A 14,111-nucleotide genomic window follows, 5' to 3' on the forward strand; every position below is an offset into this window, starting at 1 on the left:
CACGCCATGCGTGGATGCCGTTCACCCGTTCGGCAACACCACGCGCCTGCCATCCACCGTCGGCCGGTTGATGTAGAACAGCCCCGGCCCGGGCCGATACGGCAGCTCGCTGACACCAGCATCAGCGGTGTAGGTCAGGGCGGTATCGCCCAGCGCATCGAAATTCCAGTGGGCGGACTGCATCAGGTAACGGCGGCGCAACAGCGCTTCCTGCGTCGGGGTCAGCGGCTGGCCGGCGATCAGGCGCCGTGCGATCGGCTGCAGCGCGCTGGGCAGTTCCCAACCCGCCACCTCGGCGGCGTCGGCGGTCCAGGTCACGCCGGCATCGACGGCGTGCTTCTGCATCACCTGCAGCGCAACCAGCTGATAGCGCCAGTCGATGGGCCGGTGCAGCACCACCGCAGCGGTGGCGTACAGCACCGGCGACAGCAGCACGCTGCGGCTGCCCGCGCGTCGTTGCTGCTGCCACTGGTGCCAGACATCGACCCACACTTCCTTCGGGCTCAGCCCCAGCTGCTGCCGCCAGCGTTCGGCGTCGGCCTGTGCTTCAGCGTAGGCGGTCGTCGCCTGCAGCAGTGCCAGTGGCGGTGTCTGGTAGTCCTCCACGCCGGGCCGGCGCAGCAGCTGCCGTCGCGGCCGGCTGAGCAGCTTGGGCCCTTCCTCCCCCTGGTCGTAGCCACCACCGATGTTGGCGTGTACGCCGGGCAGTGCGATTTCGCGATAGGCAGGTGCGACAGTGGTCAGCGCATAGTGCTGGCGATGCTCATCACGCGCGCTGAGCTGCAACACCGCCTCGGCGATGCCCGCGGGCAGGGCGATGCGGGGATGCTCGTCGGCGCGTCCGCCGTTGACGGCGACCACCGTGTCGAACAGGCCGATGAAGCGCAGTGTTGGCCGCGGCAGGGCGAAATCGGCACTGCACGAAAGCCCGGCCTGCTGCAGCAGCTGCCGCCAGCGCGCGGCATCCCACCCGCGCAGGTGGTTGGCCACATCGCGCGCGGCGGCCGCGCCCCGCGAATAGCCGAACAGATCCAGCTGCACGCCGTGCAGCGGCGCGGGCCACTGCGAGGCAAGTGCCGACAGTGCCGCCGGCAGCAACACCTGCAATGAACGCTGCACCTTCGCCTGCACGCCGCTGGCGCCAATCCCGAAAGCCAGACCGATCAGGTCGTCCTCGGCATTGTCGCGGGTGCCGACACCTTCAACATAGATCGCCAGCGAAGGTGCGCTGCCCGGTGTGCGCCGGCTGTCCGGATACAACTGGTGCAGGCGCGCGATGTTGGTGGCGCCGTTGTCGTAGCTGCTGGTCAGCCGGCTCTGGTAGGTCGAATCGTCATCGGCGCGGAGCAGGGCGGGGCGCGGTCGCGGCACCTGCCGGTGACCCTGGGCCAGGTTGTGCGCGTTGTTGCGTGTGCCGTCGAAGAACAGGCCGATCCGCAGCAGGCCCGGATCAGCCGTCATGTCACTGCTGTGCTGGCCTGGCGCCATGTGCATCCCCTGTCGTGGCCGCGTCACGGTAGCGCGAAAGCCGTGTATTGGCGATGTGTAGTAACACTTTTGACCTCACTGAACGCAGATGCGGTCGATCACAGATCGCGATTTCCATTCCCCTCATCTATTGAATTCACACGCCCTGCGCAGGCCTGATGGCCGAACCCGGCACCCCGGGTCGTGCTGCATCAACGCTGTCCACTTCACTCCAAGGAGCGACAAGATGATGTCCAGATCGATAGGTAAAGCGACAGGTGGTCTGTTGTTGGGATTGTCGGTAGCGGCGGCCGCGAGTGCGGCGCCGTTGTTCGAGCCGGTCACCGTGCTCAGCCGGGCATCGGCCACCAGCGAGCCGGCACTGGGGCGATTGCTGGCCACCCCGTCCACCGCCGCCGTACAGGAAGTGCGTGTCGATGCTGCCGCCACCGCGCAGCCGCAGCTGGAATTCGAGCTGCTCGGGCAGAAAGTGCAGGCCGTTCGCAGCAAGGTCGAGGCGCTGCCGGATGGTGGCAGCGTCTGGTATGGCCAGTTGCGCGCGCCGTCCGATCGCCTGCAGGCGGCCACGTCCAATGGCCAGGACGATCCGGGCAATTCGCTGATCCTGGTGCGCTCGGGCAACACCCTCACCGGCTCGATCCGCAAGGACGGCAAGCTGTATCGCCTGCGTCCGCTGGGCAATCGCCATGTGCTGGTCGAGGTGGATGAATCGCGGATGCCGGCCGACCATCCGGCCGACTACAACCAGTTGCCGAAGATCGCCATGCCGGCCAATGATCGCCTTGGCACCGCGCAGGCCTCGTCGGGAAGCCCGGCGACCATCCGCGTGCTGGTGGTGGCGACCAACGCTGCAGTGACCGCCTACGGCGGCAACATGCAGTCGCTGGTGCAGCTGGCCGTTGCCGAGTCCAACCAGGGGTATACCAACAGCAACGTGGGCCTGACCCTGCAGCTGGCCGGTTATGAAACCACCAGCTACACCGAGTCCGGCAATTTCACCACCGACCTGTCGCGCTTCCGTGGCACCAGCGACGGCTACATGGACAGCATCCACACCAGCCGCAACAACACGGCCGCCGACGTCGGCGTTCTGCTGATCAACAACACCAGTTACTGCGGGCTGGCCTCGGGCATCGGCTCCACGGCGTCGACGGCGTTTGCCGCGGTGTACTGGGATTGCGCCACCGGCTACTACTCGTTCGCCCATGAAATCGGCCATCTGCAGAGCGCACGGCACGATATCGCCAGTGATCCGAGCACGTCACCGTATGCCTATGGCCATGGCTATCGTTATGAGCCGGCCAGCGGATCGCGCTGGCGCACGATCATGGCCTACGACTGCTCGGCCGGCTGCCCACGGCTGAACTACTGGTCCAATCCGAACATCAGCTACAACGGCGTGCCGATGGGCATCGCCAGCAGTGCCGACAACCAGCGCGTGCTGGTCAATACCAAGGCCACCATCGCGGCCTTCCGCTGAGGCCAGGCGCCGACCAGGGGCGGCGTCTATCAGGGTGGGACCACCTGCTCTGGTAGATGCCAACCTTGGTTGGCACCCTGCGATCCATCATTCGCGGCTGAGCGTATCCAGCGTCCAGCCGTTGGCATCCACACGCAGCACCGAGCCCTGTTCGTACCAGTCGCCCAGCACGATGCGGGTGCAGCTGCGTCCGCCGGCCTGCAGGGTGTGGATCGCCGGGCGATGGGTATGGCCATGGATCATCGTGTCCACGCCGTGGCGCGCGTAAGTGGCTTCCACTTCGGCCGGGGCCACGTCGGTGACGGTCTCGAACTGCGCGCGGTCGCCCTGTTTCATTTCCGACTGGCGCGCCTGGCTGGCATCGCGCGCCTTCTGCGCGAAGGCGATGCGCGCTTCCAGCGGCTGCGACAGGAACTGCGCCTGGAAGACAGGATCGCGGGTCTGGGCGCGGAACTGCTGGTAGGGAATGTCATCGGTGCACAGCAGGTCGCCGTGCTGCAGCAGCACCGGGCGGCCGTACAGCTCGATCATGCACGGGTCCGGCAGGATGCGCAGGCCGGCGCGGCGGGCATAGTCTTCGCCGAGCAGGAAGTCACGGTTGCCGCGGATGAAGAACACCGGCACGCCGCTGTCGGACAGTACCTTCAGTGCATCGGCCACCGCATCGGCTGCGGCCGAGGGGGTGTCATCGCCGATCCAGGCTTCGAACAGATCGCCAAGGATGTACAGCGCGTCGGCGCCGGGCGCCTCCTCGCGCAGGAAGCGCAGGAACAGGTCGGTGATGGCCGGACGGCTGGGGTCCAGATGCAGATCGGAGATGAACAGCGTGGTCATGCGGACATTCTAGGGCATCACTTCGCCGCTGGCGCAGGGCTCTGCCCAGCCGCAGGGCATCACACCGGCAACGGCAGCCAGGCCAGGCTGGCCGAGGCCAGCAGCGCGGCGATGCCGGTGGCCGCCAGAACGTCGCTCGGGTAGTGCAGGCCCAGTACGACGCGCGACAGGCCCACGCCGAAGGTGAACGGCACCAGCAGCGGTGCCAGCCAGGGGTAGTAGGCCAGAGCAACGATGGTGAACGACACCGCGTGCAGGGTATGCCCGGACGGGAAACTGAACTCATCCAGCGGCGCCACCCAGGCACGGATACGCAGGTCGGTCGCGTACGGCCGCGGTCGCCGGGTCCAGCGTTTCAGCCCCTTGTACAGCAGCAGCGCAGCCAGCCCGGTGGCGGCCATGTGCACCGACGCACGCAGGCCGTCGAAGCCATCAATGAGCACCAGCGCGCCCATCAACATGTACCAGAACACGCCATCGCCGAGCCGGCTGATGATCGAGAACACGCGCCGCACGCGGCGACGTCGGCAGTAGTGGTTGGCGCGGCGGCACAAGCGCGCTTCGCGGCCGGCCAGCAGTTCAAGCGGCGTGGTGCGCATGTCCGCTCCTCCGTGCATTGGCCAGTTCCGCCAGCAGGCTTTCAAACTCCGCCACCACCTGCTGTGGGTGCAGCCGTTTCATCGCCCGTGCCGCGTTGCCGCCAAGTTCGCGGCGCAGGGCATCATCTGCAGCCAGTTGAACCGCTGCCTGCACGAACTGCTCGTCGCCATCCACTGCCGCACCGTTCTCGCCGTTGCGCAGGTACTCGCGGGCCGCGCCGTAGTCGAAAGCGACCGTAGCCAGGCCGCTTGCCATGCTTTCCAGTGTCACGTTGCCGAATGTCTCGCTGCGGCTGGGGAACAGGAACAGATCGCCACTGGCGAAATGTCGGGCCAGGGCATCGCCGCGCTGGATGCCACAGAAGATGAAATCGGGATTCTCATGGGCCAGCTTCTCGCGCGCCGGGCCATCGCCGACCCAGATGAAGCGTGCTTTCGGGCGCACCTGCTGCAGCTTGCGGAAGGCCTTCACCGCCAGGCCGAGGTTCTTTTCGGCGGCGATGCGGCCAACGTAGATCGCCGCCAGCCCCGTACCATCGATGCCCCATTCTTCGCGCAGCGCCGGGTCGCGGCGCGACGGATCGAACTGCTGGTTGTCGACCGCACGCGCGAGCAGGCGCACACGCTCGAAGCCCTGCTCGGTCAGGAATTCCTGCAGTTCGCGGGTGGGCACCAGGGTCGCATCGGCCTGGTTGTGGAAGCGGCGCATCCAGCGCATTGCCGCCGACTGCAGCCACGCCACGCCATAGTCGGGCAGGTATTCGTCGAAGCGGGTGTGGAACCCGGTGGCTACCGGAATGCCCAGGCGGCGCGCGGTGCGCAGTGCCGACCAGCCCAGCGGACCTTCGGTTGCCACGTAGATCGCGTCCGGGCGCTGCTGGCGCCAGTGCCGGCCCAGCCGGATCGGTGCCGGCAGGCCGAAGCGCAGGCCCGGATAGCGCGGCAGCGCCGCACCCGGAACCAGCAGGGTGCCCGGTGCCGCCTCCAGCGCTTCGCTGGCCTGTCGCGGGCGGATCAGGTCGACCTCGTGGCCGGCGGCGCGCAATCCCTGCTCCAGGCCCTGCACGGTCAGTGCGACGCCGTTGATCTCCGGCGGGTAGGTTTCGGTGACGATGGCATAGCGCATGGCGGGCCTCCGGTTTTACGCATGCTCAGGCCTGGCGATGTAGCCGACATGACCGCTTTGCGACAGCGTGATGACGGCCACGCCGGGCGCCGCCCGCGTAGTTCAGGAGCACAAAAAACCACGGCCCCGCAGGGCCGTGGTCATGGTGTTGCGCCAGTGCGTGGATCAGAAGCGCTGCTGGTACTTCATGTAGATGAAACGACCGATGTCAAAGCCGCCGTAGTAGGAGAAGTTGGAGCTTGGCTGGCTGTACAGGATCGGTCCCTGGCGAGCGAACACATTGTTGGCGCCAATCGAAACGGTGGCGCTCCACGGCAGGGTGTAACGCGCCTGCACATCATGGAACGTGACCGAACCGCGTCGGTTGTAATCGCGGCTGCCGCTGTACCAGGGCGCGCGCTGGTCCGGATCGGAACATTCGTCCGGATGGTCGCTCGCGTCCAGGCAGCGTTCCTTGACGGCGGAGAAGTAACGCAGGCTCCAGGTGAGGCCCAGGTTGCCCTGCTCCCAGCCCAGCGATGCGTTGGAGCGGACCCGGAAGCCGATACCGTCGTTGGTGGCGATGCCATTGCTGGGAATCGGCGGCACATCCGCCTCGTTGGTGGTCCGCTCTTCGGCGGCAACCACATAGGTGCTCTTCCAATCGGCGCGCAGCGTGCCCCAGCGGGTTTCGAGCTTGTGGCCGATCTCCAGGTCATAGCCTTCGGCCTGGCGGAAACCGCTGTTGCGGTTGCCGAAGCTGAGCTTGTCGATGATGCCCAGTTCCGGGTCACGGGTGAAACCGCCGCAACGTTCGGCGATGCCCAACTCGTAGCAGTCGCGGAGGATGTCATTGGGATGGTCGGAAACGATCGTGTTCTCGATGCGGATCTTCCACCAGTCCAGCGAGATGTTCAGCCCTTCGGCGAACGTGGGGCTCCAGACCAGGCCCAGTGTGCGGCTGGTCGAGGTCTCCGGCTCCAGGTCCGGATTGGAGCCGTTGGTGAAGGGCCGCGGCGTCTGCCCGCTGCTGCTGGTGATCGGCTCGTTGCCCTGGCCGAGCTGGCGGTAGGTGTCCGCATTGGCGATGTCGGCGGCGCAGCGTGCACGCACCTCCGGGCTGCTGGCGGCTGCACCGTAGACGGTGTCGCAGGGATCGCGGAAGCCGGTGGTGAAGGTTTCAGAACCACCGCCATACAGGTTGGAGATGGTCGGTGCGCGGAAGCCCTGGGCCCAGGTGCCGCGGACCAGCAGCTGGTCGATCGGCTTCCAGGTGAAGCCGAACTTGCTGTTGAGGGTGCCGCCGAAGGTGGTGTAGTCCGAGTATCGGCTAGCGGCGCTCAGGCTCAGCTCACGCGCACCGGCCAGGTCGCGAAGCACCGGCACGCTCAGCTCCAGGTAGGCCTCGTCTACACGGTAGCCACCGCCGGTGGGGCCTGCGGCCAGGTTGGTGGTGGCACCGGTCTGTGCCAGCGCATCGGGGATGAAGCGGCCATCCTCGCGGCGGCTCTCCGCACCCACCGCGAAGCCCAGTTCGCCGGCCGGCAGCGTGGCGAGACTGCCGCTGAGGCTGGCGAACAGGTTGCGGGTAGTGGTACGGCCGCGGGTGAGTTCTTCTGGGAACAACCAGTCCTGCAGTTCCGGGTTGCCGGTCAGGCCATAGGGATCATCCTGGCCATAGGGCACCAGCGGGTTCCTGGGCCTGCAACCGGCGATCGGCGCATCCGGTGTACCGCACTCGACCTTGCCGGTTGCCGGATTGTAGAAGGACGGCCCGGTGGCATCGGCGACGCGTTGCTTGTGCAGGTTGCCGGTGGCGCGTTGGATCAGTTCGCTGCGGTTGTACTGGTAGCCGGCTTCCCAGTCGAAATCGCGACCGCCGAAGGCGAAGCTGCCCTCGAACGCCGCCACGCCCTGCCAGGAGGTCAGTTCGCTGGTACTGACCCGCGGAATCTCCCAGGTACGGCGGTTCCAGTCCACGTCGCTGGGCGTTTCGTAGCCGTGATGGCTGCCGAACGGGTTGAACCAGCTGTCGACGGACATCGGCGTGATGCCGGCTGCGCCGGACTGGAACGGGTAGCCGGCCACCTGACGCCTGGTGGTGCGTTGGTTGTAGGCCAGCTGGGTGTTGAAGCGGACCTGGTCGTTCAGATCCACGCGCGCGTCAACGAAGATCGAGTCGCGCTTGATCGGTGTCTGCAGGTGCATCTGTTCGTTGCTGTTGCTGACATCACCGGTGAACGGGGTGTTGTCGCTGAGATGGAAGCTGTCCGGACCTCCCGGCTGGCCGCCACGGTCGAGCGAATAGCTGCAGCCGCGGCTGTTGCTGCAGCCCGGACCGTTGAAGCCGGTAATGCGGCCCCACTGGCCGACCGTGGTCCAACCATCGTCCGGATGACGATCGGTATAGGTGTAGGCACTGAAGCCCCGGTCCTTCGCCCACACGCCCTTTTCTTCGACATGCTCGGCGGCGAGGCTGATCGAGGCGCGTTCATTCGACCAGCCTGCAACCACGTCGTACTGGGTGCGGGCGCCATCGCCTTCGCTGAACTGGCCATGGTAGACGCTGGCGGTCACGCCCTCGACGTTGCGGCGGGTGATGATGTTGACCACGCCGGCCATGGCATCGGAACCGTAGATGGCCGATGCGCCATCCTTCAGAACTTCCATGCGCTCCACGGCAGCGGCAGGAATGCTGGAGATGTCCTGGTAACCACTGGTCGTCATGCCCAGGCGTTTGCCATTGATCAGCACCAGCGTGCGCTGTGCACCCAGGCCGCGCATGTCCACGTAACTGCCACCGGCGGTTTCGCCAGCACTTAGGGGGCTGGCACGGCTGATTGCCGGGCTGCCGGTTGCGGTCAGGTTCTGCAGGATGTCGGCGACGGAATTGAAGCCTTGCCGCTCGATGTCAGCGCGGCTGATGGTCAGCACGGGCTGTGCGGTTTCCAGATCGACCTGGCGGATGCGCGAGCCAGTGATCTCGATGCGGTCCAGGGTGGTGGCTTCAGCGGAATCCTGGGCGAATGCGGGAACGGCCAACGCAGTGGTGGCGGTCATCGCAAGCACTCGGCGGATCGCCAACCCAAGTTCGGGAATACGGATGGTCATGGGTCTCTCTCTCTTCCAATTCATCGGTGCGCGGCCAAGCAGGGCGGCGCCAGTTCCACCGCAGGCGGTGGACGTTCAAACCTAGTGAAGGCCCGCAGGCAGAAGTAGAGGAAAGCGACGAAAGCGCCCGGATCGGTGATGACGCTTTTGTACAAAGCGGAAGCGAATCAATCGATTGCTCGGTCATGTGGTGTTCCGGCTGAAGGTGTGCCCGGGCTCGCGTGCTGGATTGAAAGCGTCAAGGCCGATGTGGATGGCGACAACCTGCGCAGGCAAAAAAAAACCACGGCCCCGAAGGGCCGTGGTCATGGTGTTGCGTCAACGCGTGGATCAGAAGCGCTGCTGATACTTCATGTACATGAAACGACCGATGTCGTAGCCACCGTAGTAGGAGAACGACGAATTCGGCTTGCTGTACATCACCGGGCCTTCCTTGCCGAACACGTTGTTGGCGCCAACCGACACGGTGGCATCCCACGGCAGGTTGTAACGGAACTGCACGTCGTGGAAGGTGACCGCGCCACGCTGGTTGTAATCGCGCGTGCCCTTGATCCACGGAGCCATGAAGCCCGGATCGGAGCACTCATCCGCGTAACGGGTAGCGTTGAGGCAACGCTCCTTCACGCCGGAGTAGTAACGCGCGGTCCAGCTGACGCCGAAGTCGCCGATATCCCAACCCAGCACCAGGTTCGAACGCACCCGGAAGGCCAGGCTGGTGCTGGTGCCGATGGTGTTGGCCACGCCGTTGATCGGGGTGGGAACCACGCCGGTATCGTTGGTCGAGCGGTACACGTTCTTGCTGACGTAGGTGCTGGTCCAGCCAGCGCTCAGCTTGCCGTAGCTGGTATCGACGCGGTAGCTGACGTCCAGGTCGTAGCCTTCGGTCTCGGCGAAGCCGGCGTTGCGGTTGCCGAACTTCAGGCCAGTGACGATGCCGGTGGCCGCGTCGCGGGTGAAGCGGCTGCAACGTGCTGCGATACCCTGCTCGTAGCAGTCGGTGAGGATCTGGTTCGGGCTGTCATCGACGATGGTGTTGTCGATGCGGATCTTCCACCAGTCCAGCGCAACGTTGAGGTTGCTGACGAAGGTCGGGCTCCACACCAGGCCCAGCGTCTTGCTGGTCGAGGTTTCCGGGGTCAGCTGCGGGTTGGAACCGGAAACGAACGGCGTCGGCGTTGCGTCCTGCGCGGTGGTCACCGGCGTGTTGCCCTGGCGCAGCTGACGGAAGTTGCCGGCATCGGCGATGTCGCGTGCGCAGCGTGCGCGGACTTCAGGACTGTTCTTGGAAGCGCCGAACACGGTGTCGCAGGGATCGCTGAACTGCGCGAAGGTTTCCGAACCGCCGCCGTACAGGTCACTGATGGTCGGTGCGCGGAAGCCTTCGGCCCAGGTGCCGCGGACCAGCAGCTGGTCGATCGGCTTCCACTTGAAGCCGAACTTGCTGTTGAGGGTGTTGCCGAAGGTGTTGTACTCGGAGAAACGCGTTGCGGCGCTGATGCTCAGTTCCCTGGCACCCGGCAGGTCGGCCAGGATCGGCACGTTGAGCTCCAGGTACGCTTCCTTCACCGTGTAGCTGCCGCCGGTCGGGCCAGCGGCCAGGTTGGTGGTGGCACCGGTCTGGGCCAGCGCGTCAGGCGTGTACTTGCCATCTTCCTTGCGGCTTTCGACGCCGAAGGCAAAGCCCAGGTCGCCTGCCGGCAGGGTCATGATGCTGCCCGACAGATTGGCGAACGCATTCTTGGTGGTGGTGCGGCCGGTGGTTTTTTCGGCCGGGAACAGCCAGGACAGCAGTTCTTCGTTGCCGGTCAGGCCGTTCGGGTCATTCTTGCCGAACGGCACCAGCGGGTTCCACGGCTTGCAGCCATCGATGACCGCGCCCTGGCGGCCGCACATCACCTTGCCGGTGGCCGGGTCGAGGAACGACGGGCCCACGGCATCACGCACGCGCTTCTTGTGCAGGTTGCCGGTGGCGGTGGCGGTCAGCTCGTTGCGGTTGTACTGGTAGCCCACGTCCCAGTCGAAGTAGCGCTCGCCGATCTCGAAGGCACCATCCAGCGACACCACCGCACGATAGGTCTTCAGTTCGCTGGTGCTCACGCGCGGCACTTCCCAGGTGCGGCGGTTCCAGGACACTGCGGTCGGGTTGGCATAGCCGTGCTGGCTGCCGAACGGATTGAAGTAGCTGTCCCTGGACATCTGGCCCGTGGCGTTCGGGTCATTGGGAATGGACACCGAGCTGGACTGGGTCGGGTAGCCGGCGATCTGGCGCTCGGAAGAACGCTTGTTGTAGCCGAACTCGGTGCGCAGGTTGATGTCATCGGTCAGCTTGAAGCGGCCATCGAAGTACACCGAATCACGCTTGATCGGGTACATGACGTGCATCTGGTCGTTGGCATTGCTGACGTCACCGGTGAACGGCGTTGCATCGGTCAGGTGGTAATTGGCCGGGTTGGTCGGATCGGCACCGCGGTTGAGCGAGTAGCCGCAGCCCAGCCGGGTATCGGTGCAGCCCGGGCGGCCCTTCAGGCCAGTGATCTGGCCGTACTGGCTCAGCGTGGTCCAGTTGGACGGGTCATTGGGGTTGTGGTCGCTGGTACCGTACTTGCTGAACCAGCGGTCACGTGCCCACACGCTCTTTTCTTCGGAGTGCTCCAGCGCCAGCGTCAGCGACACGCGGTCGTTGCTCCAGCCACCCACCACGTCGAAGCGGTCGCGCGCGCCGTCGCCTTCGCTGTACTGGCCGTGGTAGACGTTGGCGGTCACGCCGTTGACGTTGGAACGGGTGATGATGTTGACCACGCCGGCCATCGCATCGGAGCCGTAGATGGCCGAGGCGCCATCCTTCAGCACTTCGATACGCTCCACCGCCGACACCGGCAGCGAGGACACGTCCTGCAGGCCCGAGGTGCTGATGCCCAGACGCTTGCCGTTGACCAGCACCAGGGTGCGCTGCGCGCCCAGGTTGCGCATGTCGATATAGGTGCCGCCGGTGTTCTCGCCCGAGCTCAGCGCGTTTGCGCGGCTGATTGCCGGGCTGCCCATCGCGGTCACGTTCTGCAGGATGTCGGCAACGGAGCTGAAGCCCTGGCGTTCGATATCGGTACGGCTCAGTGCCAGCACCGGCTGCGCCGTTTCAACGTCCACCTGGCGGATGCGCGAACCGGTGATTTCGATGCGGTCCAGGTTGGTCGGCGAGGCGGTGCTGCTGCTCTGGGCGAACGCCGGCAGCGCAGCCAGCGTCGCGGTGGTTGCCAGGGCGTAGCGGATGGCCTGCCCCAGTGCGGTGGTGCGTGAAGTCATGACGAGCTCTCTCTCTCGGGTCGTGCAAAGGACGCCAAAACGGGCGTCGAAGGAATCGGCAGGTCCAGGACCGAGCCGATGACTCGATAGTAGTCTCGTTGGTTAATGCTCTGTAAAGAGCGCGTGTCGGTTTGTGTCGTTACACATCATGCGTTTTCACCAAACGTGAACAAAAGCAGGGGTTTACGTCAGAACGAGTCGCACGCCGCCGAAGCCTGCTGCTGCGTTGCAGCAGGAATTGGCGGTCGATTGCGCGGACTGTAACGAAATGTAATCGGGCGCCGACGGCGATGCGTGGGCGCCCGGCGCCCTGCTCAGACCACGAACGGACGGAACTGGATGCCCAGTCCGGCGATGCCTTCGGTCTCGCCGATCAGGTCGGCGCGCAGCAGCGGCCGCGCATCGATGAAGGCCTGCGGCACGATCAGCGACAGGCGGCTGTCGTCGGCGGTCAGTTCCAGCGCCGGCAGTGGTGCGTCTTCATGCGCGCGGTTGAGCAGTACCGCCAGGCGCAGCAGGGCAGCCAGGCGCCGTGCCGTCAGCAGCAGGCGTTCGGGAATGGCATCGAAGGCGGTCTTGCTGATGCTGCGGCGGTGATTGCGCACCAGCGTCGCCAGCATCTGCTGTTCCTGCCGCGAGAAGCCGGCGATGTCCGAGTTCTCCAGCACGTAGCTGCCATGCACGTGGTAACCGCTGTGGGCGATCATCAAGCCCAGTTCATGCAGGCGCGCGGCCCAGCCGAGCATGCGTGCATCATCGGCATCCAGCTTCCAGCGTTCCTGCACCTGCTCCAGCAACGACAGTGCGGTGTCCTGCACGCGGCCGGCCTGCACCGTGTCGATGCCATAGCGATGGGTGAGGGCGGCCACCGATTCATCGCGCGGGTCGTTGTCACCGGCACGGCCGAGGATGTCATAGAGGATGCCCTCGCGCATCGCGGCCTTGCTGACCAGCAGCTTCTGCAGGCCCAGTGCCTGGAAGGCGGCCTCCAGCACCAGGATGCCGCCGGCGATGATCGGGCGGCGATCGCTGGACAGGCCGGGCAGCACGATGTCGTCGATCTTCTTGGCCTTCAGCAGCTCATCGCGGAGCTGCGGCAACGCCTCGGCGGTGATCGCACCCTTGCTCAGCTTCATCGTCGCGCAGATTTCGCTGATGGCCTTGTGGGTGCCGGACGAGCCAAGGGCTTCCTGCCAGCCCAGCGCGCGGTACTTGCTGGCGAAGGGCTGGAACTCCCGGCCGATCTCGGCCAGTGCGTCCTTCCAGCGCTTCTTGCTGAGTTTGCCGCCCGGGAAGAAGCGGCGGGTGCTGGCGATGCAGCCGGCCTGCAGGCTCTCGCGCTCCAGGGTCTGCATGCCCTTGCCGATGATGAACTCGGTCGAGCCGCCGCCGATGTCGATGACCAGGCGATGCTGGTCGGGCTTGGGCGGTTGTGCATGGGCCACGCCCAGATAGATCAGTCGCGCCTCTTCGCGGCCACTGACCACTTCGATGGCATGCCCGAGTGCGGTTTCGGCCGGCATCAGGAAGGCCTGCGGCGAACGCAGCTGGCGCACCGTGTTGGTGGCCAGTGCACGCACGCGATGCGGCGGGACGTTGCGGATGCGCTGGCCGAACCGGGCCAGGCACTCCAGCGCGCGCTGCCGCGCTGCTGCGGAGAGTCCGCCCTTGCCGTCCAGGCCATCGGCCATGCGCACGGTTTCGCGCAGGCGGTCGATCACCCGCAGCTGGCCAAGCGTGTAACGCGCGATGACCATGTGGAAACTATTGGAGCCAAGGTCGATGGCGGCCAGCAGGTCGCCATCCTGCAATGCGGGCGGAGTCGTGGTGGTATGCGGCATGGGCGAATGTTAGCCGAAGGGGCGGTGAACTCGTCACCGCGTGGCCTTCACATTTTGTGGGGGGAGTGCGGCAGGGCTGCGCCCTGCACCCGCAGAATCAACGTCAACGTCACAAGCGGGCTATCCGTGGGAGGGCGGGGTGGGTCCGGTTGCGGGGGACGCTGCAAGTACGTCCCTGTAAGCTCGGTCGCGCCATCCATGGCGCTCACGCCCCCGCAACCGGACCCACCCCGCCTTCGACAGGTTCGCGTGGCTGTCGGTAGGTGTCGACCTTGGTCGACACGGTAGATCCACGCCATGCGTGGATGCATCCAAACGTGCCGACCAAGGTCGGCATCTACCGGATCAAAGAC

Annotated in this window: 8 protein-coding genes; 1 reads left to right on the forward strand and 7 read right to left on the reverse strand. The window is 65.7% G+C overall.

Translation table 11 applies throughout. The features are described from left to right. Positions 1 to 21: 21 nt before the first annotated feature. Positions 22 to 1,494, reverse strand: coding sequence for a DUF2235 domain-containing protein (locus CR919_RS05445; RefSeq protein WP_099819160.1), 1,473 nt, complete (start codon positions 1,492 to 1,494; stop codon positions 22 to 24). A 220-nt stretch (positions 1,495 to 1,714) separates the two neighbouring features. On the opposite strand from CR919_RS05445, the gene CR919_RS05450 reads away from it, so the two are divergent. Then, entirely contained in the window at positions 1,715 to 2,968 is a 1,254-nt protein-coding gene (locus tag CR919_RS05450; protein ID WP_099819161.1) for a zinc-dependent metalloprotease, read from the forward strand. Between the two features lie 87 nt (positions 2,969 to 3,055). Here the strand turns inward: CR919_RS05450 and lpxH are convergent, their stop codons facing one another. The 6 genes from lpxH to ppx form a co-directional block, all read right to left on the reverse strand. After that, entirely contained in the window at positions 3,056 to 3,802 is a 747-nt protein-coding gene (gene lpxH / locus CR919_RS05455) for a UDP-2,3-diacylglucosamine diphosphatase (RefSeq protein ID WP_099819162.1), read from the reverse strand. Positions 3,803 to 3,861: 59 nt separating this feature from the next. Beyond that, positions 3,862 to 4,401 carry a phosphatase PAP2 family protein gene (locus CR919_RS05460; RefSeq protein ID WP_099819163.1) on the reverse strand — a complete coding sequence of 180 codons (540 nt, stop codon included), beginning with the start codon at positions 4,399 to 4,401 and terminating at the stop codon, positions 3,862 to 3,864. Beyond that, a complete protein-coding gene (locus CR919_RS05465) occupies positions 4,382 to 5,527 on the reverse strand; it encodes a glycosyltransferase family 1 protein (RefSeq protein ID WP_099819164.1) in 1,146 nt (381 codons plus the stop codon). Before CR919_RS05465 ends, CR919_RS05460 begins: the two co-directional genes overlap by 20 nt. Before the next feature lie 165 nt (positions 5,528 to 5,692). Further along, the gene (locus CR919_RS05470) at positions 5,693 to 8,617 is read right to left on the reverse strand and encodes a TonB-dependent receptor (RefSeq protein ID WP_099819165.1); all 2,925 of its coding nucleotides are present in this window, start codon (positions 8,615 to 8,617) and stop codon (positions 5,693 to 5,695) included. A gap of 330 nt (positions 8,618 to 8,947) precedes the next feature. Next, positions 8,948 to 11,917: a TonB-dependent receptor gene (locus tag CR919_RS05475; protein WP_099819166.1), complete on the reverse strand. Its 2,970-nt coding sequence runs from the start codon at positions 11,915 to 11,917 to the stop codon at positions 8,948 to 8,950. 314 nt (positions 11,918 to 12,231) lie between these two features. Then, entirely contained in the window at positions 12,232 to 13,758 is a 1,527-nt protein-coding gene (ppx, locus tag CR919_RS05480; protein ID WP_099819167.1) for an exopolyphosphatase, read from the reverse strand. Positions 13,759 to 14,111: the final 353 nt, after the last annotated feature.

Origin of the sequence: Stenotrophomonas sp. LMG 10879 (genome assembly GCF_002750935.1) — a bacterium.
In the GTDB taxonomy this organism is placed as follows: domain Bacteria; phylum Pseudomonadota; class Gammaproteobacteria; order Xanthomonadales; family Xanthomonadaceae; genus Stenotrophomonas; species Stenotrophomonas lactitubi_B.

Bases quoted from the DNA above. Each gene is read 5' to 3' on its own strand.
- CR919_RS05445 (WP_099819160.1), bottom strand. From the start codon at position 1,494: ATGCACATGGCGCCAGGCCAGCACAGCAGTGACATGACGGCTGATCCG.
- CR919_RS05450 (WP_099819161.1), top strand. From the start codon at position 1,715: ATGATGTCCAGATCGATAGGTAAAGCGACAGGTGGTCTGTTGTTGGGA.
- lpxH (WP_099819162.1), bottom strand. From the start codon at position 3,802: ATGACCACGCTGTTCATCTCCGATCTGCATCTGGACCCCAGCCGTCCG.
- CR919_RS05460 (WP_099819163.1), bottom strand. From the start codon at position 4,401: ATGCGCACCACGCCGCTTGAACTGCTGGCCGGCCGCGAAGCGCGCTTG.
- CR919_RS05465 (WP_099819164.1), bottom strand. From the start codon at position 5,527: ATGCGCTATGCCATCGTCACCGAAACCTACCCGCCGGAGATCAACGGC.
- CR919_RS05470 (WP_099819165.1), bottom strand. From the start codon at position 8,617: ATGACCATCCGTATTCCCGAACTTGGGTTGGCGATCCGCCGAGTGCTT.
- CR919_RS05475 (WP_099819166.1), bottom strand. From the start codon at position 11,917: ATGACTTCACGCACCACCGCACTGGGGCAGGCCATCCGCTACGCCCTG.
- ppx (WP_099819167.1), bottom strand. From the start codon at position 13,758: ATGCCGCATACCACCACGACTCCGCCCGCATTGCAGGATGGCGACCTG.